20 protein-coding genes are annotated in these 21,423 nt (G+C 72.7%); 7 read left to right on the top strand and 13 right to left on the bottom strand.

Annotation, left to right across the window (positions count from 1 at the left end; genetic code table 11):
- Positions 1–89: 89 nt before the first annotated feature.
- From ACLJQM_RS13400 to ACLJQM_RS13370, 7 genes are all read right to left on the bottom strand, one after another.
- Positions 90–1,259, bottom strand: coding sequence for an NAD(P)/FAD-dependent oxidoreductase (locus tag ACLJQM_RS13400; protein ID WP_410631448.1), 1,170 nt, complete (start codon positions 1,257–1,259; stop codon positions 90–92).
- Positions 1,256–1,456, bottom strand: coding sequence for a ferredoxin (locus tag ACLJQM_RS13395; RefSeq protein ID WP_086861071.1), 201 nt, complete (start codon positions 1,454–1,456; stop codon positions 1,256–1,258). The genes ACLJQM_RS13400 and ACLJQM_RS13395 overlap by 4 nt, the downstream gene beginning before the upstream one ends.
- Positions 1,437–2,102, bottom strand: coding sequence for a TetR/AcrR family transcriptional regulator (locus ACLJQM_RS13390; RefSeq protein WP_410631447.1), 666 nt, complete (start codon positions 2,100–2,102; stop codon positions 1,437–1,439). The genes ACLJQM_RS13395 and ACLJQM_RS13390 overlap by 20 nt, the downstream gene beginning before the upstream one ends.
- Positions 2,099–3,301: a cytochrome P450 gene (locus ACLJQM_RS13385; protein WP_410631446.1), complete on the bottom strand. Its 1,203-nt coding sequence runs from the start codon at positions 3,299–3,301 to the stop codon at positions 2,099–2,101. The genes ACLJQM_RS13390 and ACLJQM_RS13385 overlap by 4 nt, the downstream gene beginning before the upstream one ends.
- Before the next feature lie 243 nt (positions 3,302–3,544).
- The gene (locus tag ACLJQM_RS13380) at positions 3,545–3,979 is read right to left on the bottom strand and encodes a pyridoxamine 5'-phosphate oxidase family protein (protein ID WP_360773767.1); all 435 of its coding nucleotides are present in this window, start codon (positions 3,977–3,979) and stop codon (positions 3,545–3,547) included.
- Between the two features lie 4 nt (positions 3,980–3,983).
- On the bottom strand, positions 3,984–5,087 hold the full coding sequence (locus tag ACLJQM_RS13375; protein ID WP_410631445.1) for a cytochrome P450: 1,104 nt from the start codon (positions 5,085–5,087) through the stop codon (positions 3,984–3,986).
- Positions 5,084–5,626 carry a TetR/AcrR family transcriptional regulator gene (locus tag ACLJQM_RS13370; RefSeq protein WP_410631444.1) on the bottom strand — a complete coding sequence of 181 codons (543 nt, stop codon included), beginning with the start codon at positions 5,624–5,626 and terminating at the stop codon, positions 5,084–5,086. The genes ACLJQM_RS13375 and ACLJQM_RS13370 overlap by 4 nt, the downstream gene beginning before the upstream one ends.
- A gap of 89 nt (positions 5,627–5,715) precedes the next feature.
- Here ACLJQM_RS13370 and ACLJQM_RS13365 point away from each other — a divergent pair, with 89 nt between their 5' ends.
- Complete coding sequence (locus tag ACLJQM_RS13365; protein ID WP_247025554.1) at positions 5,716–6,735, top strand: aldo/keto reductase; 1,020 nt, start codon at positions 5,716–5,718, stop codon at positions 6,733–6,735.
- A complete protein-coding gene (locus tag ACLJQM_RS13360; RefSeq protein WP_360773757.1) occupies positions 6,735–7,586 on the top strand; it encodes an LLM class flavin-dependent oxidoreductase in 852 nt (283 codons plus the stop codon). Before ACLJQM_RS13365 ends, ACLJQM_RS13360 begins: the two co-directional genes overlap by 1 nt.
- 164 nt (positions 7,587–7,750) lie before the next feature.
- Here the strand turns inward: ACLJQM_RS13360 and ACLJQM_RS13355 are convergent, their stop codons facing one another.
- Positions 7,751–8,155, bottom strand: coding sequence for a hypothetical protein (locus ACLJQM_RS13355; RefSeq protein WP_410631443.1), 405 nt, complete (start codon positions 8,153–8,155; stop codon positions 7,751–7,753).
- A 53-nt stretch (positions 8,156–8,208) separates the two neighbouring features.
- On the opposite strand from ACLJQM_RS13355, the gene ACLJQM_RS13350 reads away from it, so the two are divergent.
- Positions 8,209–8,619: a MarR family winged helix-turn-helix transcriptional regulator gene (locus ACLJQM_RS13350; RefSeq protein ID WP_360773751.1), complete on the top strand. Its 411-nt coding sequence runs from the start codon at positions 8,209–8,211 to the stop codon at positions 8,617–8,619.
- Between the two features lie 11 nt (positions 8,620–8,630).
- Here the strand turns inward: ACLJQM_RS13350 and ACLJQM_RS13345 are convergent, their stop codons facing one another.
- From ACLJQM_RS13345 to ACLJQM_RS13330, 4 genes are all read right to left on the bottom strand, one after another.
- Complete coding sequence (locus ACLJQM_RS13345) at positions 8,631–10,628, bottom strand: cellulose binding domain-containing protein (RefSeq protein WP_410631442.1); 1,998 nt, start codon at positions 10,626–10,628, stop codon at positions 8,631–8,633.
- 83 nt (positions 10,629–10,711) lie between these two features.
- The gene (locus tag ACLJQM_RS13340) at positions 10,712–14,029 is read right to left on the bottom strand and encodes an error-prone DNA polymerase (RefSeq protein WP_410631441.1); all 3,318 of its coding nucleotides are present in this window, start codon (positions 14,027–14,029) and stop codon (positions 10,712–10,714) included.
- Positions 14,030–14,186: 157 nt separating this feature from the next.
- Entirely contained in the window at positions 14,187–15,740 is a 1,554-nt protein-coding gene (locus ACLJQM_RS13335) for a DNA polymerase Y family protein (RefSeq protein ID WP_410631440.1), read from the bottom strand.
- Between the two features lie 515 nt (positions 15,741–16,255).
- Entirely contained in the window at positions 16,256–16,939 is a 684-nt protein-coding gene (locus ACLJQM_RS13330) for a hypothetical protein (protein ID WP_360773736.1), read from the bottom strand.
- A gap of 190 nt (positions 16,940–17,129) precedes the next feature.
- On the opposite strand from ACLJQM_RS13330, the gene ACLJQM_RS13325 reads away from it, so the two are divergent.
- Positions 17,130–17,303, top strand: a complete 174-nt coding sequence (locus ACLJQM_RS13325) for a hypothetical protein (protein WP_247019710.1) — start codon at positions 17,130–17,132, stop codon at positions 17,301–17,303.
- A gap of 178 nt (positions 17,304–17,481) precedes the next feature.
- Here the strand turns inward: ACLJQM_RS13325 and ACLJQM_RS13320 are convergent, their stop codons facing one another.
- Positions 17,482–18,987 carry an alpha/beta fold hydrolase gene (locus ACLJQM_RS13320; RefSeq protein ID WP_410631439.1) on the bottom strand — a complete coding sequence of 502 codons (1,506 nt, stop codon included), beginning with the start codon at positions 18,985–18,987 and terminating at the stop codon, positions 17,482–17,484.
- 173 nt (positions 18,988–19,160) lie between these two features.
- Between ACLJQM_RS13320 and ACLJQM_RS13315 the strand changes: the two genes are divergently transcribed.
- Genes ACLJQM_RS13315 through ACLJQM_RS13305 form a run of 3 tightly spaced genes read left to right on the top strand, consistent with a single transcriptional unit; the run spans position 19,161 to position 21,414 of the window.
- A complete protein-coding gene (locus ACLJQM_RS13315; protein ID WP_160697495.1) occupies positions 19,161–19,556 on the top strand; it encodes a GntR family transcriptional regulator in 396 nt (131 codons plus the stop codon).
- Positions 19,553–20,434 carry an ABC transporter ATP-binding protein gene (locus ACLJQM_RS13310; protein ID WP_247019706.1) on the top strand — a complete coding sequence of 294 codons (882 nt, stop codon included), beginning with the start codon at positions 19,553–19,555 and terminating at the stop codon, positions 20,432–20,434. Before ACLJQM_RS13315 ends, ACLJQM_RS13310 begins: the two co-directional genes overlap by 4 nt.
- On the top strand, positions 20,431–21,414 hold the full coding sequence (locus tag ACLJQM_RS13305; RefSeq protein ID WP_410631438.1) for a transporter: 984 nt from the start codon (positions 20,431–20,433) through the stop codon (positions 21,412–21,414). Before ACLJQM_RS13310 ends, ACLJQM_RS13305 begins: the two co-directional genes overlap by 4 nt.
- Positions 21,415–21,423: the final 9 nt, after the last annotated feature.

The raw sequence follows: 21,423 nt of genomic DNA, 5'->3' as shown, positions 1-21,423 counted from the left end.
GTCCGTTCCCTCCCACGCGGTGTTAACGCGAACAAGGATCGGCCGTCCCCCGCGGCGCCGTCAACCGACGGATGGCGGGTTTCCCCGGTTCAGGACCGCCCGGCGAAGACCGCGCCGTCGATCTCCTGCCGCCGCAGCCGGGCCTGCTTGGGCATGTTCCAGCCGAGCACACCGACGACGGCGCCGCCCCGGTGGTAGCGCACGACGAACCGGCCCCCCGCCGGATTTCCTTCCACAATGGACACCTCGGCGTCCGCGGCCGGCGTGCCGTGCACGTGGATCCGGGCGTCGAACTGGTTGGTCCAGAAGTACGGCACCGGCGTGTACGGGCGGTCCTCGCCGAGGACGTTGCCGGCGACGGCGATCGCCTGTTCGGTGGCGTTGGTCCGGTTTTCCAGCCGCAGCAGGACATCGAGCCGTTCGTGGTGCCAGCGGGCGACGTCGCCCGCCGCGTAGATCCCCTCGGCCGCGCGGCACCGGGAGTCGCACACCACGCCGTTGTCGCACAGCACGCCGCTGCCCGCCAGCCATTCCGTCGCCGGCGCGGCACCGAAGGCCACCACGACGACGTCGGCGGGCAGCACCTCGCCGGACTCGAGCCGCACCCCGGCGACCCGCCCGTCCGCCTCGGTGAGCCCGGTGACCGGGGCCCCGAGCCGGAGCCGGACACCCCCGCGGGCGTGCAGCGCGGCGAGCGCCCCGGCGACGAGCGGGCCGAACTGGTACGCCAGCGGCGCTTCCTGCGGCCCGGCCAGCGTGACCTCGACGTCGAGCCCGCACAGGGTGGCCGCGATCTCCGCGCCCAGCACCCCGTCCCCGACGACCACCACCCGCTTGCCCGGCGCGAGGTCCGCGCGCAGGGCGAGCGCGTCGTCGAGGGTGCGCAGCACGTGGACGCCCACCAGGCCGTGCTGGCCGGGCAGGGTGCGCGGCCGCAGACCGGTGGCCAGCACGATCGCGTCCGCGGTCAGTTCCCGCCCGCCCAGCGTGTGGACGGTCCGCGCGGCGGCGTCGAGCCGGACCGCCGGGTCGCCCAGCACGAAGTCGGCCGCGAGGCCGGCCAAGGCCTCCGGCGGGCGCAACCGGGCCCGCTCGGGTTCCCAGGCCCCGGCGAGAACCTGTTTGGACAGTGGCGGCCGGTCGTAGGGCAGGTGTGCCTCCGCCCCCAGCACCGTCACGCTGCCCTCGTACCCCTTGCGGCGCAGTGCTTCCACCGTGGCGAGTCCCGCGGCGGACGCCCCGACGACGAGGACGTTCACGCGTCCTCGCTGACCGAGATCGCGACGCCGGGGCAGACGCTGGCCGCCTCCCGGACGATCTTGTGGTGCTCCTCGCCGGGGCGCTCCTCGAGCAGGACGACGATCCCGTCGTCTTCGCGCTGGTCGAACACGTCCGGCGCGAGCAGCACGCAAGTTCCGGCGCCGCAGCACTTTTCCTCATCGACGGTGACCTTCACGGCCGTTCCTTTCCCTCGGGTGGTTCGTGACGGGCGCGAGCCACAGGCCGACCAGTGCGTCGGTCAGGCCGGTGGCGACCTCGCGCCAGGTGGACCTCGGGGTGTCGCCGCCTTCGGCCAGCGCGCGTTCGCGCTCGGCCATCGTGTGGATCAGCAGCTGCCGGGTCATGGCGTTGCGTTCGGCGCGGACCTCGGGCGGCAGCTCGGGCAGGCACCGGGCCAGGCCCTCGACGGTCCGCGCCAGCGACGGCGAAGACAGCGTCTCCGCCGCGACGACCGCCCGCAGCGACGGCTCGGTCATCACCTGCGCGGTGAACCGGGCGAACCAGCTGGGCGGGCCCGCCGTCGCGAGGTACTCGGTCGACGGGTGCACCAGGCAGCGGACCCAGTCCCGCAGGCCGGCGCGGCCGCCGAGCTCCGCCAGCATGTCCTGGCGGAGCTCCTCGACCCGGGCGGAGTGCCGTCGCGCGATGGCGCGCACCAGATCGGCGCGGGTGCCGAAGTGGTAGCCGACCGCGGTGTTGTTGCCCTGCCCGGCGACCTCGCTGATCTGCCGGTTGGACACGGCGAGCACGCCGTGCTCGGCGTAGAGCCGTTCCGCCACGGTCAGGATCAGCTCCCGCGTCGCCTGCGCCCGGTCCGTCACCAGCGGACGGGCAGTTCCCGCAGGCCGCCGACCGCGAGCCCTTCGACCCGGCGCAGTTCGTCCGCCGGGACGGCGAGCTCGAGCGAGGGCAGCTTGCGCAGCAGCACTTCCAGGACGACCTGCAGCTCGGTGCGGGCCAGCGGCTGCCCGAGGCACGCGTGCGCGCCGGCCCCGAAGGCGAGGTGCGGGTTCGGGCTGCGGCCCAGGTCCATCTCGGCGGCGTCGCCGAACGCTCGCTCGTCGCGGTTGGCCGCGGCCATGCTGCACATCGCGGTGGTGCCGCGCGGCAACACGGTGCCGCCGACTTCGAAGTCTTCGCCGAGGTAGCGCATCATGCCGACGCCGGCGTTGGCGTCCAGCCTCAGCGATTCTTCGACGGCGGTGCGCACGAGCGACGGGTCGGCGAGCAGCGCCTCCCACCGGCTCCGGTCGGCCAGCAGCATCGCGACCATCTTGGCGATCATGTTCGCGGTCGTCTCGTGCCCGGCGATGAGCAGGCCGATCCCGGTGGCGACGAGCATCGGGTCCGGCCACCCTTCGGGCAGCAGCGCGCTCAGGATGTCTTCCCCGGGTTCGGCCCGCTTCCCGGCGATGAGCCCGCCCATGTACTGCCCGAACTCCCGCTGGGCGGCGTCGAATTCGGCCTGCGTGTAGCGGGTCATGCTGAGCATGACGTCGGACCAGTGCGCGAACCGGTCCCGGTCGGCGTCGGGCACGCCGAGCATGTCGCAGATGACCCAGACGGGCAGCGGGAAGGCGACGCCCGCCTTGAGGTCCCCGGGCGCACCCTTGGCGACCAGGTCGTCGATGAGCTGCTCGGCCATCGCGGCCATCCCGGGCCGCAGCGCGTTCATCCGCTTGGCGGTGAACCACTTCCCGAGCGTGCGCCGCCAGGTGATGTGGGCTTCGCCGTGCTGCGGCAGCACGGTGGCCATCTCGGAGTTGAAGACCCCACCGGACTCGGTGTCGGCCACCCGCGCGGCGTTGTCGGCGGGGGTCGGACGGGTGAAGCGGGGATCGGAGAGGACGGTCTTGACGTCGTCGTAGCGGGTGATCAGGGTCGCCTGGTCACCGCTGGCGAGGGCGACGTGGGCGACGGGGCACTTTTCGCGGAACTCGGCCCATTCGGCCGGCGGTTCGAGAGCGGACGCGGTTTCGAACGGGAAGCGCGGCAGCGGATCGGTGTGGGTCGGCGTCATCACGGGCTCCTCGTTGGTGAATGTCCCCTGTTCTCGAGGATGGCCAAGATCGACCATTAAGTCAAGCAGTTGACTTAAGACCCGGTGAGGCGGCCTGCAGCGCAGCCCCATCGCCGCAGGCCGGCACCGAGCCGGGCAGCCGGGGCCGAGCGGCGGCGGCGTCAACACCCCCGAGCAAGCCGCGCACCCCGCCACCCGAACGTCATGAACGACTCGTTCATGACATCCGGCGAGCGGTCCAGCTCACTCGCGCTCGACCTTGCGAAGCCCTCCGGCCGGCGTCCACCACTCCACCACCAGCAACGTCGCCGCCGCGTTCAAGTGCGTGTGGACCACCTCGGCGATGTCGACCCGGAAACCCCCGCCGTCCGCCGGCACCGCCCGGCCCGAGATCTTCGCCTCCCCCGGCCACGCCGCCTCGGCGCCCTCCACCGGGTCGACCGTCGCGCTGTGCAGCGCCAACCGCGGGTCCCGGGCCAGATCCGCGCCCTTGCGCGCGTTCGGCATCGAGCCGAACGTCAGCTCGCCGTCCGCGACGACCGTCTCGATCCCCGAAATCCGCGGCGAGCCGTCGGCTCGCAGGGTGGCGATCGTCTTGTGCTTGTGCGCGTCGAACAACGTCCGCACGCGCCCGGCGAACTCCGGTTCCGCCGCTTCGAACTCCCGCCACGCCGTCATGCGGTCATGATGGCACCCAGCGCACGGGCACGGCCGCGGGTTTGCGGAACACCAGCCCGGCCGGCGGGACATCTTCCGCCAACGCGATGCCGGGCAGCCGGTCCAGCACGGTCTCGGCGGCGATCCGCGCCTCCAGGCGGGCGAGGTCGGCGCCGAGGCAGAAGTGCGGGCCGTGCGCGAACGCCAGCTGTTTGCGCAGGTCCGGGCGGTGCGGGTCGAAGACGTCCGGGTTTTCGAACACCGCCGGGTCGCGGTTGGCGGCCGTGAGCGAGACCGTCACGAGGTCGCCGCGGGCGATCGACGCGCCCGCGAGCGAGACGTCGCGGGTCGCGTAACGGTCGACGACCGCCGCCGCGGGTTCCAGGCGCAGCGACTCCTCGATGGCCGCCGGGAGGAGGGCGCGGTCCGGGAGCGACGGCTCGCGCAGCAGGTGCCGCAGGAGGTTCGCGATCATGCCCTCGGTCGTCTCGATGCCGCCGAACATCAGCACCGCCGCGTTCGACACCACCTCCGGCAACGCCAACGCCGAAGCCGCCTCGGTCAGCAGTGAGCGCCGGCCGACCGAGCCCTCGATGTGGGCACGCAGTTCGCCGAACGCCTTCGCGCCACCGGAACCCGGCGCGCCACCCGCCGAAATTGAGTCCACTGTGGACACGATGGCGTCGTACCAGGCCAGCACCTTCGCCGTGTCCGTGTCGTCGAGGCCGAGCGCGTCGGCGACCACCGCGACGGAGAGGGGGCCGGCCAGCTCCCGCCGCAGTTCCGCGTGACCGGCCGCAGCGAACCCGTCGACCAGCCGGGTGCATTCGGCGCGGACGAACCCGGTGAAGCGGTCCGCGATCTCGCGGGGGCGGAAGTGCCGGGCGAACGGTGCCCGGTGCCGGGTGTGCTCGGCCGCCTCCAGCGAAAGCATCGACGGGCCGACGACCCGGGCCGTCGAGAAGCGGGGGTCGTCCACGGTGAAGGTGGCCGCGTCGCGCATCACCTCCAGCGCCAGGTCGTGCCGCGTGACCAGCCAGCCGTTCAGCTCCGGCAGCCAGGACACCGGCTCGGTCGCGCGCAGCCGGGACAGCAGCGGGTACGGGTCGGCCGTGAGCTGGTCGATCACGCCCGCAGCCCCGCGATCAGGAGGCCGACCAGGCGCCGTGCGTCGTAGTCCGGGTTGTCCTCCGCGCCGATGCACAGGTTGCCCACGCCGCGCATCAGCTCCAGCGGCCGCACCCGCGCGGTCAGGTCGGCGGCTTCGAGCAGCCGGGCGCACACCGGCACCAGCCGGTCCAGGAAGTACGCGTGCAGCGTGTCGAAGCCGTCGCCCTGCAAGACGCCCGCCAGCCCGTGCTTGGTCACCAGGAAGTCGACGAACAGGTCGATCCACTCCGCCAGCGCCGCGTGCGGCGAGCCGGCGGCTTCCAGCAGCGCGGGCCCGGCTTCGGCGCACGCCTCCACCTGGTGCCGGTAGACGGCGATGATCAGGTCCGCCCGGGTCGGGAAGTGGCGGTAGATCGTGCCCATCCCGACGCCCGCCTTCGCCGCGATGTCCCGCACCGGCGCGTCCACGCCGGAGGCGACGAAGACGGCGGCCGCCGCGTCCAGCAGCGTCTTCTCGTTGCGCCGGGCGTCGGCGCGCTTGGGCTTGCTCGGGCTCACCACACCTCCAGGGTTGCTAACCGGAACATTGTTCCGTATCGTTAGCGGAGCAATGTTCCGCTTGCCATCCTGCCACGGAGGCCATCGAAATGCAGTACCGCACTCTGGGCCGCACCGGCGTCCAGGTCAGCGCCCTCGCACTCGGCGCGATGAACTTCGGCGCCATCGGGCGCACCACCCAGGACGACGCCACCGCCATCGTCGACGCCGCCATCGAGGGCGGCATCAACCTGATCGACACCGCCGACATGTACGGCCAAGGCGAGTCGGAGGTCATGGTCGGCCGGGCCATCAAGAACCGCCGCGACGACCTCGTGCTCGCCACGAAGGCGGCCATGCCGATGGGCGAGGAGCGCAACCACCGCGGCAGCTCCCGCCGCTGGCTGGTCAAGGCGCTGGACGACAGCCTGCGCCGCCTCGACGTCGACCACGTCGACCTCTACCAGGTCCACCGCTGGGACCCGGCCACGAGCGACGAGGAAACGCTTTCCGCGCTGACCGACCTGCAGCGCGCCGGCAAGATCCGCGCCTTCGGCTCGTCGACGTTCCCCGCGTACCGGATCGTGCAGGCCCAGTGGGCGGCGCGCGAGCACCACCTGAGCCGGTACGCCACCGAGCAGCCCAGCTACTCGATCCTGCAGCGCGGCATCGAAGCCCACGTCCTGCCGGTGACGCAGGAGTACGGCCTCGGCGTGCTCGCGTGGAGCCCGCTCGCGTCGGGCTGGCTCTCCGGGGCCGTCCGCGCCGGGCAGGAGATCACGACCAGCCGCTCGCAGGCGCTCCCCCAGCGCTTCGACCTCACCGACCCGGCCAACCAGGCCCGCCTCGACGCCGTCGAGAAGCTCGCCAAGCTGGCCGACCAGGCGGCACTTTCGCTGATTCAGCTCGCGCTCGGGTTCGTCACCGCGCACCCGGCCGTGACCAGCGCGCTCATCGGCCCGCGCACGCCCGGCCACCTCGAGTCGCAGCTCGCCGCCGCCGACACCGTGCTGCCCGCCGACGTCCTCGACGAGATCGACGCGATCGTCGCCCCCGGCGTCGACCTGGCCGCGCACGAGAAGTTCGACACCCCGCCCGCCCTGCTCGACCCGTCCCTCCGGAGGCGTTGATGACCAGCTTCGGCATCATGACCCCGCCCATGAACGTGGGCTACGACGAGATCCAGCGCGTCTGGCGCGAGGCCGACGCGATCCCCGAGATCGAGCACGCCTGGCTGTTCGACCACCTCATGCCGATCGGCGGCGACCCGGACGGCCCGATCTTCGAAGGCTGGACGCTGCTCTCGGCGATGGCCGCGCAGACCGAGCGGATCCGGCTCGGCCTGATGGTGACCAGCAACCGCTTCCGGCCGCCCGCGGTGCTGGCGAAGATCGCGGCCACGGTGGACGTCGTGTCCGGCGGGCGCCTCGACTTCGGCATCGGCGCCGGCTCCCGGCCGAGCCACCCCCTGGCCCGGCGCGAATACGACGGGCACGGCCTGCCGTACCACTCCCGGGACGACGCCGTCGCCGCGCTCGCCGAGGCGTGCACGGTCATCCGTCGCTTGTGGACGGAACCGGAACCGTTCGACTTCGACGGCGAGTACGTGCAGCTGAGGGGCGCCTTCGGGAATCCGAAACCGGTCCAGGCACACCTGCCGATCATGATCGGCGGCCGGGCGAGCGCGACGCTGCGGGTGGTCGCCGAGCACGCCGACCAGTGGAACATCCCCGGCGGCGGCGACATCGAAGACCTCGCCGGCCGCAGTCGGCTGCTCGACCGCTACTGCACGGAGATCGGCCGCGACCCGGCGGAGATCACCCGCTCGATCTTCCTGCCGGTCGACTACGACAAGCCCGCCGCCACCCGGGAAAAGATCGAGGAAGCGGTCGGCGCCGGCTTCGGGCACGTCGTACTGGGCCTGGCGAACCCGTACCCGGACGGCGTCGTGCGGTGGGTCACCGACGAGCTGATCCGCTGAGCTACCTGTCGGCTCCTTCGCAGGTGCCATGGGTGAACCCCACGAGCCCGGTCGGGGCGCTGCGGGTGCGGGGACTTCCCTGGCGGCGGCACGCCGGACGTCGCGGCGGACGCCACCGGCGAGGTCACCGAGCTGCGGCCGCCGCCCGGGTTCCGCCGGGTGCCCTAGCGTTCGACGCGCTCTCTGACGGTCCGCAGCTCGTCGTCGACGACCGCCATCTGCGCGTCGACCGCGGCGGGGTCGGTGCCCTCGGGGAAGAACAGGCTGAAGATCAGCTCGGCGCCGGTCAGGTTGGGGACGACGCGGGTGAAGAGGCCGAGGTTCGGCGCCGCCGCGCTGACGAAGTCGACGACGCCGTGCTCCGGCGCGGTTTTGACCGCGACGAGCCGCGGGCCGGCGTCGTCCGGGATGCGCCAGACGTCGTCGTGGTCGTGCTCGACGGCGGGCGCGAACCCCGGTGCCCAGTCGGGCAGGTTGCGCGCGTCGGCCAGGTAGCCGAGGACTCGTTCGGGCGAAGCGGCGATGGACGTCGTGCGCGTCTCGGCGCGCCCCGGACGGAATGCTGTCATGGGGTTAACCGTACGCAGCTGCGTATCATTTGTCCACGCGTAAAATCCGGCGGGTGGACGAGGATCTCGGAGCACTCTGCGCGTGGGCGGGCCGCCGCCTGGCCGAAGCCGAGCAGCCCGTGCTGACCGAGCACGGGCTCTCGATGTGGCAGTACGTGGTGCTGTCGGCACTGGCCCGCGGCTCGGCGCCGAGCCAGCTGGTCCTGGCGCAGCAGATCCGCTACGACAAGACCCGCCTGATCGCGCTGCTGGACGGCCTGGTGACGGAGGGCCTGGTCAGCCGCGACCCCGACCCGGCGGACCGCCGCGCCCGCGTGGTCCGCCTGACCCCTCTCGGAACCCGCCGCCACGCGGCGGTGCGCGACGCGATCCGGGTGGTGGAGAACGAGCTGCTCGAGGGGTTGGACGCGGAAACGCGGCGGGTGCTGCGGTCAGCCCTCGCCCACCTGGCGAACGCGGACTGACCGCAGCCGGCTCACGCCACCGAGCAGAGGGTTCCGTTGAGCGTGAACGCCGCCGGCAGGATGTTCGGCCCGCCGTAGTCCGCCACGAATCCCACGTCGGCGCCCGACGCCACGGACGCCGTCGACGTCACCGTCACCGTGCTTCCCGTCTGCGTCCACGTTCCGTTCCAGCCGCTCGTCACCCGCTGGCGCGCGGTCGGCCACGAGAACGTCAGCGTCCAATCCCCCGTCACCGCGGGCGAAACGACGTGGATGCCGCCCACGAAGCCGCTCGCCCAGTCCGTCACGTCCGTCAGCCGGACCGTGCAGCTGCTCGCGGCAGGGGCGCCGGTCGTCAGCGTCAACGGCGGCGACGCCCACGACACGTTCCCCGCCGTGTCACGAGCCAGCACGTTCACCGCGTACCGGCTGCCCGGCACCAGGTTCCGGGCCGTGAACGTCGTCCCGGCCGTCTCGCCCCACAGCTGACCGTCCGCGTACACCTCGTACTTCGCGATCGGGTGCCCGGCCGGCGCCGCCGCGGGCCACGCGACCGTCGCCGTGCGGTCGGTCGTCGTGCCGGTCGGCTGCCCGGGCGCGCCCGGGCCGGCCGAGGGGGAAACCGGGTGCAGGACCACGGTCGTCAGCGAGTACGGCGGCAGCGTCTGCGCGCCGGCCGAACCCGAAGCGCCGGTGGTGATCGACGTCGCGCCGTTGGCGAAGGTCGACACCTGGGGCGTGGCCGCGGCCGGGGTGTAACCCGTGTAGTCGAGCGTCACCGCGCGCGACGCGTCCGGGTCCTTGTTGATCAGCAGCACCGCCAGGTCACCGTTCGGGCGGCGGACGGCGTGCGCGCTGACGAGCGGGTCGTCCGCACCCGCCCGGACGAACTGGTCGCCGGGACGTGCGAACCCGCTCAGCAGCTTCAACCCGTAGTAGGGCGCGAACGGGGTGTTGAAGGCCGGCTCGCAGCCGTCCGCGAGACAGGTCGCACTCGACAGCAGGCCGAAGTCGGCGTAGTCCGGATAACCGGCCACAGTGGACACCTTCGTCGCGCCGTTGTGCGTGTTCCACCAGTCCACTGTGAACACGCCGTTGGCGAGCAGTGCGCTGTAGGCGTCGGCGGCGAACAGCGCGCCGGGCTGGGTGTTCATGCCCACCGGCGTGTTCGTCTCGGTCATCGCGATGCCCAGCGGGCGGCCCGCGTACCGCGCGATCTGCTCGCGGGCCAGGTAGATCATGTCGCCCACCTGCTCGGTCTTCGTGAGCGCCTCGGCGGCCGTCGAGCCGCCGGGGTACCAGTGCAGGATGACGTAGTCGACGTGCGGGCCGGCGATCGACAGCACCGTCTGGTTCCACGTCGCCGTGTCGCCCTCGCCGACGATGCCGTCCGGCCAGTTCGCCGGGGTGGTCAGCACCGCGCCGATCTTCACCGCCGGGTCGGCGGCCTTCATCGCGTCGGCGTACGCCACGACTTCGTTGGCGTACGCGGCCGGGCTCTTGTCGGCGTGGTCGTCGGCTTCCCAGTCGGCCCCGTAGTGGCCGTTGCCGTAGTTCTCGTTGCCGATTTCCCAGTACTTGACGCCGTAGCCCTTCTCGACGTTGGCGTACCGCACCCAGTCCGCCGCCTCCTGCGGCGAGCCGGTGCCGTAGTTCGCGATGACGATCGGCTGGGCCCCGGTCCGCCGGACACCGCCCATGAACGTGTCGAAATCGGTGTCGGGAGCGACGTAGCCGCCCGGCGCGGTGTTGTCCTTCCAGTGGTAGATGTCGCCGTAGGACCCGCCGGGGTACCGCAGCATCCGCACGCCGGCGCCGCCGAGCAGGTCCGCCACGGCGTCGGTCCCCAGCTGGCTGTCCCACACCGCGTGGTTGACGCCGATCCCGGTGTCCGGCACGGTGGCCAGCCCCGCGCGGACGTCGACGGTGACCGTCGCTCCGGGCGGTTCGGCGGCTTCGGCGGCGGGCACCGCCGCGGCGAGCACGGCGATCACCGGCCACGCTGCCCAGCGCAGACGTCGTGCTGTCATGGGAAGTCCATCCTCTCGTCGGGCACGAACGGATGGCTGAGAGCGCTCTCAGAGAGAGAGAGAACCACCGCGCGGCCCGCAAGTCAACGAAAGTCCCGGGACGGCCCCGCGCGCATCGAAAGATCGATGCGTTCGAGCCGGTCGGCGACGAGGGTGACCACCCCTTCGGCCGCCTGGGCCCGGCCGCGGACCAGCAGCGCGGCGCTGGTGCGGGCGACCAGCCGCTGCCGTCGCCACAGGCCGGGCGAGACGAGGACGTTGGCCATGCCGGTCTCGTCTTCGAGGTTGAGGAACGTGATCCCGCCCGCGGTCGCCGGGCGCTGCCGGTGGGTGACCGCGCCGCCGACCCACACGCGCGTGCCGTCCCGCACGCGCGTGAGCTCGGCGGTGGTGATCGCCCCGCGCGCGTCGAGCAGTTCGCGCAGGTACTCCACCGGGTGGCTGTCCGGGGAAACGCCGGTGGCCCAGAGGTCGGCGGCGGTGATCTCGAGCCGCGTCATGCCCGGCAGCGCGGGCGCGTCGAGCCCCGGCGCGAGGCCGGGCAGGTGACCCGGCCGGGCGGCCGCCGCCGCGCCGGCCGCCCACAGGTCCTGCCGCCGGTCGCCGCCGAACGCGCCCGCGGTCGCGAGGGCTTCGACGGCGTTCTTCTTCAGCCGGACGCGGCGGGTGAGGTCGCCGACGCCGCCGTACGGCCCGTTGGCCTCGCGTTCGGCGACGATCTGCTCTGCGACGTCGCCGCCGAGGTGGCGGACGCCGGCGAGGCCGAGGCGCAGCGCGACGCCGCCGGTGCTGCCGGGATCGGGTTCGAGGGTGGCGTGGGCGAGACTGGCGTTGACGTCCGGTTCGCGGACGTGGACGCCGTGCCGCCGGGCGTCGGCGACCAGCGACTGTGGGGAGTAGAACCCCATCGGCTGGGCGCGCAGCAGCCCGGCGCAGAACGCGGCCGGGTAGTAACGCTTGACCCACGCGCTCGCGTACACCAGCAGCGCGAACGACATCGAGTGCGCTTCGGGGAAGCCGTACCCGGAAAAGGCGTGGATCTGCTCGAAGATCCGGGTGGCGAGCTCGCGGCCGATCCCGTTGGCTTCGCAGCCGGCGAAGAACCGCGCCATCAGCGCCTTCATCTTCGCGCTCGACCGCTTGGCGCCCATGGCGCGGCGCAGCTGGTCGGCTTCGGCGGGGGTGAAGCTCGCGACGTCGACGGCCATCTGCATCACCTGTTCCTGGAACAGGGGAACGCCGAGCGTGCGGTCCAAACTGGACGCCAGCAACGGGTGCGCGTGCTGCCACTGCTCCTCGCCGCGACGGCGCCGGATGTAGGGATGCACCGAACCACCCTGGATCGGGCCGGGCCGGATCAGCGCGACTTCGACGACGAGGTCGTAGAACTCCCGCGGCCGCAACCGCGGCAGGGTGGCCAGCTGGGCGCGGGATTCGACCTGGAAGACGCCGATCGCGTCGGCCTCGCAGAGCATGTCGTAGACGGCCGGGTCGGCCAGGTCGAGCCGGCCGAGGTCCACAGTGGACTCGTGGTGTTCGGCGATGAGGTCGATCGCGTAGTGCAGCGCGGAAAGCATGCCGAGGCCGAGCAGGTCGAACTTGACCAGCCCGACGGCGGCGCAGTCGTCCTTGTCCCACTGCAGGACGCTGCGATCGGCCATCGTCGCCCACTCGACCGGGACCACTTCGGACACCGGCTGCTTGGAGATCACCATGCCGCCGGAGTGGATGCCGAGGTGGCGCGGGAAGTCCTCGATCCGGGCAGCGAGGTCGAGCACATCATCGGGGATCTCGCCGGAGGACTGCTGTTTCGTGGCCGTGACGCCGCCCCAGCGGTCAACGAGCTTGCCGAAGGCGTCCTGCTGCCCGGGACTGTGCCCGAGCGCCTTGGCGGCGTCGCGGATCGCCGAAGGCGCCCGGTAGGTGATGACGTTGGCGACCTGCGCGGCGTGGAAGCGGCCGTGCTTGGCGTAGACGTACTGGATGGCTTCCTCGCGCCGGTCGGACTCGATGTCGATGTCGATGTCCGGCGGCCCGTCCCGCTCCGGGGCCAGGAACCGCTCGAACAGCAGGTTCCACTTCACCGGGTCCGCGTGGCAGATCCCGAGGGCGTAGCAGACCGCGGAGTTCGCGGCCGAGCCGCGGCCCTGGCACAGGATGTTCGCCTCCTTGCAGAAGCGGACGATGTCCCAGACGACGAGGAAGTAGCCGGGGAAGCCGAGGGCTTCGATGACGGCGAGTTCGTGGTCGAGCTGGGCGTAGGCCTGGGGGTTCGCCTCGCGCGGGCCGTAGCGGTCCGCCGCGCCCGCCCGGGTCAGCTCGCGCAGGTACGACATCTCGTCGTGCCCGGGCGGCACCGGGAACGGCGGCAGGTCCGGGGCGACCAGCCGCAGGTCGAACGCCACTTCGACGCCGAGCACGGCGGCGCGGCCGACGGCGCCGGGGTAGCGGCGCTCGAACCGGCGCCGCTGCTCCATGCCCGACCGCAGGAACGCCTGCCCCGACGGCGGCCGCCACCCCTCGAGGTCCTCGGCCGACCGGCGCGCCCGGACCGCGGCGACCATGTCCGCCACGACGGCGTCCTCCGGCCGGGCGTAGTGCGCGTTGTTCGAGACGACGGTCGGCAGCCGCAGGTCGCGGGCCATTTCGGCGAGCAGGTCGTTGGCCGCGTCGTCGAGCGGCAGCCGGTGGTCGATCAGCTCGACGGCGACGTGCTGCCGCCCGAACCGGTCGACGAGCCGCGCGAGCTCGGCGTGCGCGGCGGCGGGCCCGGTGCGGGCGAGCGCTTGGCGGACCGCGCCCTTCCGGCACCCGGTCAGCACGACGACGTGCCCGGCCAGCTCGTCGACCAGCTCCTCGACGTCGTACACCGGCCGCCCCTTCGCCCCGCCGGCGAGCTGGGCGCGCGAGATGACGCGGCACAGCCGGTGGTACCCGTCCTGCTGCCGGGCGATCACCAGCAGGTGCGACCCCTTCGGATCCGGTTCACCGGCCTGCGGCGCGGGCAGGTCGAGCGAGAGCTCGGCCCCGAACCCGACGCGCACCCCGAGCTCCCGGGCGGCGTCGCTGAACCGGACGGCGCCGTACACACCGTCGTGATCGGTGAGCACGAGCGCGTCGAGCTCCAGCCGCGCGGCTTCTTCGACGAGGGTCTCGGGATGACTGGCGCCGTCGAGAAAGCTGAAGTTGGAGTGGACGTGCAGCTCGGCGTAGGGCGCCCGGATCCGGTCCCCACCGTCGTCCCGCCGCCTCCGCGCCCGCAGATCGTCGGGCGCCCCGCCATACCCTTCGCGCTTGCGCGACCACGCCGGGGCATCACTGCCGTCCCCGGGCACGGGCGCCCGCCCGGAGGCGACCCGCTCCACTTCGGACCACGGCACGCTCGGGTTGTTGAACGCCAAAGCCAGCTCCCGCAGGGAAAGTTCACTGAGGGGAAGCCAGCGAATACCGATCGAACACACGTACGACTGCTGGCTTCGATCCTGAGCCGGGGAGCGGGCGGTGTCAACTGTGGACCGTGGCGGAGTCGTGGTCGTCACAGGACCGCCACCGCGAGCACTAGTCGTAGCAGCCTTCGACCGTCCATTGTGGATCATCACCGATCGTGGCCTTGAGCAGGAGTGCGACGTCGCCTTCGTCGGTGTCCAGGACCACCTGGACGCGGGCGAGCCGGTCGCCGCGGTGGTGGACGATCCAGGGGCCCGCCGAGCCGAGGACGGGCCGGGGCGGGGCGTCCTCGGTGGTGACCGTCGCGGGTGGGCGGCTCAGCTCGCCGCGGGGGGTGCAGCGGACCTCGTTGCCCGCCGCGTCCAGGACCGTGGCCGGGATGCGGCGGGCGGCCACCACCGTCGGGGAGGGGGCCGGGAGGCGGCCCGGCCAGGGCTGGTCGGCCGTGGCCGGGGTGCGGGGCTCGCCCCACGGGACGAGCCGGACGCGCTCGGCCGGGCCGCGGCCGCCGTCGAGGAGCGGGGTGACGACCGCGTCCGGGCCCAGCAGGCCCTGGATGCGGACCAGGGCGCGGGCGGCGCGCTCGGCGGCGTCGGCGTCGCGGCCCAGCGACCCGAACTGCAACTGCAGCGCTTGGCCGCCGACCACTTCTTCGGGGTCGAGGCGCAGCCGGACGATGCCGGCGGTGGGCCGGTCGCGGGCGTTGAGCCAGCCCTCGCACTGCCAGCGGACGCGGTCGGCCGTCGCGCGGGCGGTCAGCGGTTCGGCGCAGCGCCAGACGCGGACGCGTTCCTCGCCGGCTTCGGTGACCGCGACGACGGCCAGCCGGGTGCAGGCGAGGCCGTGGCGGGCGAGGCCGGCGAAGAAGCGTTCGCCGAGCGTCTTCGCGACGAACGCGGCTTCGTCGATCCGGGCCAGCGGGTGCTCGAAGGTTTCGGTGACCGACAGGTCCGGCGGCAGGGCACGGCGCAGCGGCGGGCGTTCGGAAAGGCCGCGCGCGAGGCGGTGGGCGGTGATGGCGTCCTTCGGGAACCGGCCGGCGACGTCCCGCTCGGCGAGCGCGGCGAACGCGCCCAGGGTGCGCAGCCCGAGCCGCTGCAGCAACGCGACCAGCTCACCGCGGTCGTCACCCGGCTGGTCCAGTTCGGTGATCGCCAGCGGCGCGAGGAACCCGGCGGCGCGCCCGGACGGCACGAGCGCGGACCGCCGGGCGGCGAGGGTCGCGGCGAAGAGCCCGTCGGCGATCCCGACCTGGCACTCGACCCCGGCCCGGGCGGCGACTTCGTCGATGAGCAGCTCGGCGAGCGCGGCCTCCCCACCGAAGTACCCGGCGGCCCCGGTGACCGGCACGGCCACCAGCCCGGGCCGGACGACCTCGACCCCGACCGCCTGGCTTTCGACGGCGGCGGCGACGGATTCGAAGAGCCGCGCGTCGCGGTCCGGGTCGTGCTGGTGGACGACCAGGCCGGGACAGCGGGACTGGGCATCCCGCCGGCGCATCCCGCGCCCGACCCCGCCGGCCCGCGCGGAGGCGGAGCAGGCGACGACGCGGTTGGCGGAGAAAACGGCGGCGGGAGCGGTGGGCGGCGTGCCGGCGGCGGCCCCCGCGGCGACGACCGGCCAGTCCGGGCACCACAGCACCAGCAGCCGCGGCGCATCGCTCACCGGACGCCTTCGGCGAGGTGCTCGGACTTCGACGGCCGCGCGGTGACCGAGTGGCTCGCAAGCCGCCGGGACCGGCCCGGCCTGGCGCGATCACAGCCGGCGACCCGCGCCAGGCTGCCCCGCCGACCACTATTCGACAGACCACGGCCCACGCCATGGACACAGCCGGCAACCTGCACCAAGCCGACCAGCCGATCACCCTTCGACCGACCACGGCCCACGCCATGAGCGCCTCCGGCAGCCCGCGCCAGGCCACCCGGCCGACCGCCCCTCGACCGACCACAGCCCACGCCACGAACACCTCCCGCAGCCCACGCCAAGCCGACCAGCCGACCACCCCTCGACCGACCACAGCCCACGCCACGAACACCTCCCGCAGCCCACGCCAAGCCGACCAGCCGACCACCCCTCGGCCGGTCTGCCCCGCGGTCTCGGCCGACCAGATCACCCAGCCACCCGGCCGGTCGCCGAGCCGACACCGGGCCAGGGCACCACGCCCGCCATCGCACGTGCTCTCACCCCACGCGCGCAGGGAAAACCGGGGCCTCCGCGCGCGTCGCCGTCGCCAACGCGCCCGCCGGGCCCGGCAGCTGCAGCGGCAACGACCGGGGCCGGCCCGCCGATCCCCGGCCCCGGCTGGTCGCCACCAGCGAACGAGACCTCAAGTGCCCGTGGCCGTCCGCGCTCAAGCCGTGCCACCGGCGGTCCGAAACCGTCAGCTCCAGATCCGCGCCCGGCCAGGACCCCGCCGCCAGCAGCACCGAGCCCCGGTTGCGGACCCGGCCGGCCAGGCGACGCGCCAGCTGAGGCGGGACGCTCCCGGCCAGCGACCGGCCGAGCACCACCAGGTCGAACCCGTCCACCAGCGCCGACACCACCGCCGCCGGCTCGGCCCCGGGGTGCGGCACCAAGGCGATGCGGTCCAGGTCGACGCCGAGTTCCGCGGCCGCGGCCAGGCCCAGCTCCGGCAGGCCCGTGACCGCCGCCCAGGAGCCGTCGCGGGTGGCCGCCGCCACCAAAGCGAGCACCAGGGACGTCGCGCCGCGGACCGACACCGTCGTGCCGCGCCGCAGGGCGCCTCCGGGGAGGAGCCCGGCCAGTGCGGGCAAGACCGTCAGCCGGCCCGCCGGGTCCGGCTCGCCCAGTTGCGCCGCCGTGCGGACCCCCGGGATCCCCGCCAGCGCCTCCGGCACCGCCATCGCCACGCACCTCCAGCACCACGTACTCGCACCGGAGACACCCGCGAACGGAAGCCGCGAGCGAACCCAGGGGAATCATCGAACACTTGTTCGCATAGTGCGAGACGACGGGGCCCCGTGTCAAGCCGGGCTCAACCGATCGGGACCGGCGGACGTGTAAGCGGTGCCCTCGACCACGGAAGGAACCCTCATGACCGAGAACGCACTGCCGGAGGACCCCGTCGGCCCGCTCGTGCTCCCCCGCTCGTCGAACGTCGCCGACCGCAGCCAGGCGCTGACCGGCCGCCGCGGCCGGCGGGACGTGCTCGGGACGACCACGCCGTCCACCTGGCCCACCATCGGCCTGCAGACACCGGAGGACTGACGCGGGGCTCGTGAACCCCGCCCCGCACCACCCACCTGGGTGACTTCCAGGTGCGGCCGCGCGCACTCGTGGTGGCCGGTGCTGACCGCGCCGGTCGCCGGGGCGCGTCCGAGAAGGTCCGCGGGCACGGCGCGTTCGTGGCAGCGGGCCGCACCGTCGCCGGCGCGGCCCGCCCGCCTCAGCCCGCGAACGGGCTCGCGTCGACGGCGCAGGTCTTGCCCGCGGCCGGGAACGCGCCCGAGATCAGGTAGTCCCGCTTGACCTGCTCGGTGCACGTGCTCGGCACGTACATCGACGAGTGCCCGTACCCCTCGGTCACGAACACCCGGGCGCGCGCCAGTTCCGCGGCGCCGTCCCGGGCCCCGGCCAGCGGCGTCGAGGGGTCGTACCGGTTGTTGAGCACCAGGATCTCCGCCGACGTCGGGCGGTTCCACGGGCCGGTGAACCGGTCGGTGTCCTTCGCCTGCCAGAACGCGCAGCTCATCATGTCCAGCACGGCGATCCGGCCGAAGTACGGGACGCGCCGGTCTTCGGATTCGGCGTACCGGCTGTAGATCGCCGGGTCGGTGGGGACATCGCTGTCACTGCACTGGATGGCGTTGAACGCTTCGGTGCGGTTGGACGTGTACGGCTCGCCCGCCTTGAACGCCTGCGAAGCCTGCTGGGCCTGCGGGGCCTCGTAAAGCCGCTGCAGCAGCGCCGCGATGTCCGGCCAGCCGCGCGAGTCCGACAGGTCGGCGGCCGCGTTGACGATCCCGGAATACGTCCAGGTCTCGCCGTCGACGGTGATCGGCGCCTGCTTCGCGCGGGCGGTCAGCGCCGTCCACTTCGCCTTCGGGTCACCCGAGGAGAACGCGCACTTCGGGCCGGCTTCGGTGCACAGGCGCAGGAACTGTTCGAACGTCCGGGAAATCCCGGTGGCGACGTCCTGGCGGGTGTCCAGCGGGACGGTCTTGCCGGCCCCGTCGTGGCCGGTCGCGTTGCCGGCGAAGTCCATCGTGCCGTCGAACACCATCGCGCGGATCCGGTTCGGGAACAGGTTCGCGTAGGTGGCGCCGAGCTGGGTCCCGTAGGAAATGCCGTGGTAGGTCAGCTTCGGGTCGCCGACCGCGCGGCGCAGCATTTCCAGGTCCCGCGCGGTGTTCGCCGTCGAGACGTGCTCCAGGACCGGGCCGGCCTTGGCCGCACAGCGGTCCGCCAGTTCCTCGGACTTGGCGTAGAAGGCCGAATTGCCGCTCGGGTCGCCGGGCATCTCCGGGAAGGAACCGAAGAAGGACTCCTGCTCGGCGAGGGTGTCGAAGCAGCGCACCGCGGTGCTGGCGCCGATCCCGCGCGGGTCCCACGAGACGACGTCGAACCGCGCGCGCAGCTCGGCGGAGAACAGCCACGGCCACTTGCCGCGCTCCCGCAGCCGCTGCAGGCCGGACGCGCCCGGGCCGCCGAAGTTGACGAACAGCGTGCCGATCTTGCGCGCGGGATCGGTAGCGGGTTCCTTGATGAGCGCGAGGTCGATCTTCGTACCGGCCGGGCGGTCGTAGTCCAGCGGCACCTTCGCCGTGGCGCATCGGAAGCCGTCCTGGCAATCGGTCCAGCTCAGCTGCGGCGTGGGAACGCTGTCGACGGAGGCGGAGGCCACCGCGGGCACCGCCAGTGCGACCCCGAGCGCGACGACCAAGCCGCGCACGAAGCCTCCCCCAGTGAGACGACGCAAAGGAAGTCCTTTCGAAGAACGGAAACGATCACCTCCCCAGACGGGTGAGGGGGCGGTGAGGTTGGCCGGGCCCCCGGAAAAGATCAGTGGCGCGGACTTGTGCTGCATGTCTATAGTACTAGGCAACTAGATAAATGGAGTAACCGATGATCGAGTTCCACCTGGACGCGAGGTCCGGCCTGTCGCCGTACCAGCAGCTGGTCCAGCAGGTGCGGCACGCGCTGCGCCTCGGCCTGCTGGACGAGGGGGATCAGCTCCCGAAGGTCAAGGACGTGGTCGCTTCCCTCGCGATCAACCCGAACACCGTGCTGAAGGCCTACCGGGAGCTGGAGCACGACGGGCTCGTCTCCGCCCGGCCCGGCGTCGGCACCTTCGTCACCGCCACGCTGAACGGCGGTGCGTCGTTCGCTGTGCTCGGGCCACTGCGGCAGGACCTGCGCCGCTGGCTGGGCAAGGCGCGCAAGGCCGGTCTCGACGAAGAGAGCATCGAGGCCCTGTTGATGTCCACGTTTCGCGACTCCGCCAGAGAGGACATAGCGTGAGCGTCCTGCGTGCCCGGGGACTGGGCAAGAAGTACAAGCGCACCTGGGCGTTGTCCGGCTGCACCCTGGAAATCGAGCCCGGCCACGTGACCGGGCTGGTCGGGCCGAACGGGGCCGGCAAGTCGACCCTGCTGAACATCGCGTCCGGCATGCTCGAGCCGACCACCGGCACGATCGAGGTGTGCGGCGGGGTGCCCGGCAGCGGACCGGACCAGCTGGCGAAAGTCGGTTACGTCGCCCAGAACACGCCGGTCTACGTCGGGCTGAGCATCGAAGAGCACCTGCGGCTCGGCGCGCACCTCAACCCGCGCTGGGACACCTCGCTCGCCGAAAAGCGCATCGAACGCCTGGGGCTCGACCCGAAGCAGCACGCCGGGAAGCTGTCCGGCGGCCAGCGCGCCCAGCTTGCGCTGACGATCGGCATCGCCAAGCGGCCCGAGCTGCTGCTGCTCGACGAACCGGTCGCCGCGCTGGATCCGCTGGCGCGGCGGGAGTTCCTGCAGGACCTGATGGAAGCCGTCGCCGAGCACGAGCTGTCCGTGGTGATGTCCTCGCACCTGGTCAACGACCTGGAACGGGTCTGCGACCACCTCATCGTGCTCGTCGATTCGCAGGTGCGGGTGATCGGCGAAGTCGAGCACCTGCTGGCCACGCACCACCGGCTCTCCGGGCCGCGGCGGGACGTCGAAACGCTGCCCGCGGACCAGCACGTCATCTCCGCGAAGCACACCGACCGGCAGACCACCGTGCTCGTCCGCACCGAGGCGCCGATCCTCGATCCCGTGTGGACGGTCGCGCGGATCGGCCTCGAAGACCTCGTCCTCGAGTACATGAGCAACCCCGCCGCCGCCCGACCCGCCCTGGAGGTCCTGCGATGACCTGGCTGACCTGGCGCCAGTTCCGCGCCCCCGCGCTGTCCGTGTTCGCCGTGCTGCTCGTGATCGGCATCGTGCTCGCGATCACCGGCCCGGAGCTGGTCGGGCGCACGAACTTCTCCGACCAGGACGCCCTCTTCGGAGGGACGATCCTGGTGCTCTACCTGCTGCCGGCGGCGATCGGCGTGTTCTGGGGCGTCCCGCTGATCACGCGCGAGCTGGAAAGCGGTACGCACAACCTCGTGTGGAACCAGACCGTCACGCGCAAGCGGTGGCTCACCACCAAACTCGGCTTCGGCCTGCTCGTCGCGATGGTCGCGGCCGGCCTGCTCGGCTGGGCGGTGTCGTGGTGGGCCAGCCCGATCGACGCGCTCGCGGCCGCGCAGACCGACCGCGGGATGCTCTCGCGCATCGCGCCGGTCGTGTTCGGCGCGCGCGGCATCGCCCCGATCGGTTACGCGGCTTTCGCGCTCGCGCTCGGTGTCGCGGTCGGGATGCTGCTGAAGCGGACGGTGGCCGCGATGGCCGTCACGCTCGCCGTGCTCGCCGCCGTGCTGCTCCTGGTGCCGAACTTCGTGCGGCCGTACCTGATCCCGCCGCAGACGATGACGGTCGCGATCGTCGGCGAGGACATCACGAACATCACCGGCGACGACACCCAGGGGATCCTGGAGATCGGCGTGCGCAACCCGGCCGGAGCGTGGGTACTGGCGAACGAAACCGTGGACCCGGCGGGCACCATCGCCTCCCCGCTGCCGTCGTTCGTGCAGAACTGCGCCCCGCGGCCCGGCCAGGGCCCGCCGGAGCGCGGCAGCATGGAAGCGTGCATGTCCCAGCTGGGGCAGCACGGCTACCAGCAGCGCCTCACCTACCAGCCCGGCTCGCGGTTCTGGCCGCTGCAGTGGCTCGAACTCGCGCTCTACCTCGCGATAACCGCGCTGCTCACCTGGTTCTGCTTCCGTCGTCTCCGCCACCTCTCCTGATCCGGTTCC

Source organism: Amycolatopsis sp. cmx-4-83 (genome assembly GCF_046548815.1).
In the GTDB taxonomy this organism is placed as follows: Bacteria; Actinomycetota; Actinomycetes; order Mycobacteriales; family Pseudonocardiaceae; genus Amycolatopsis; species Amycolatopsis pretoriensis_A.
Note: the sequence above shows the minus strand (reverse complement) of the source record. Positions and strands in the feature narration are given on the sequence as shown.

Bases quoted from the DNA above. Each gene is read 5' to 3' on its own strand.
- ACLJQM_RS13385 (WP_410631446.1), bottom strand. From the start codon at position 3,301: ATGACGCCGACCCACACCGATCCGCTGCCGCGCTTCCCGTTCGAAACC.
- ACLJQM_RS13380 (WP_360773767.1), bottom strand. From the start codon at position 3,979: ATGACGGCGTGGCGGGAGTTCGAAGCGGCGGAACCGGAGTTCGCCGGG.
- ACLJQM_RS13365 (WP_247025554.1), top strand. From the start codon at position 5,716: ATGCAGTACCGCACTCTGGGCCGCACCGGCGTCCAGGTCAGCGCCCTC.
- ACLJQM_RS13360 (WP_360773757.1), top strand. From the start codon at position 6,735: ATGACCAGCTTCGGCATCATGACCCCGCCCATGAACGTGGGCTACGAC.
- ACLJQM_RS13355 (WP_410631443.1), bottom strand. From the start codon at position 8,155: ATGACAGCATTCCGTCCGGGGCGCGCCGAGACGCGCACGACGTCCATC.
- ACLJQM_RS13345 (WP_410631442.1), bottom strand. From the start codon at position 10,628: ATGACAGCACGACGTCTGCGCTGGGCAGCGTGGCCGGTGATCGCCGTG.
- ACLJQM_RS13330 (WP_360773736.1), bottom strand. From the start codon at position 16,939: ATGGCGGTGCCGGAGGCGCTGGCGGGGATCCCGGGGGTCCGCACGGCG.
- ACLJQM_RS13325 (WP_247019710.1), top strand. From the start codon at position 17,130: ATGACCGAGAACGCACTGCCGGAGGACCCCGTCGGCCCGCTCGTGCTC.
- ACLJQM_RS13315 (WP_160697495.1), top strand. From the start codon at position 19,161: ATGATCGAGTTCCACCTGGACGCGAGGTCCGGCCTGTCGCCGTACCAG.
- ACLJQM_RS13305 (WP_410631438.1), top strand. From the start codon at position 20,431: ATGACCTGGCTGACCTGGCGCCAGTTCCGCGCCCCCGCGCTGTCCGTG.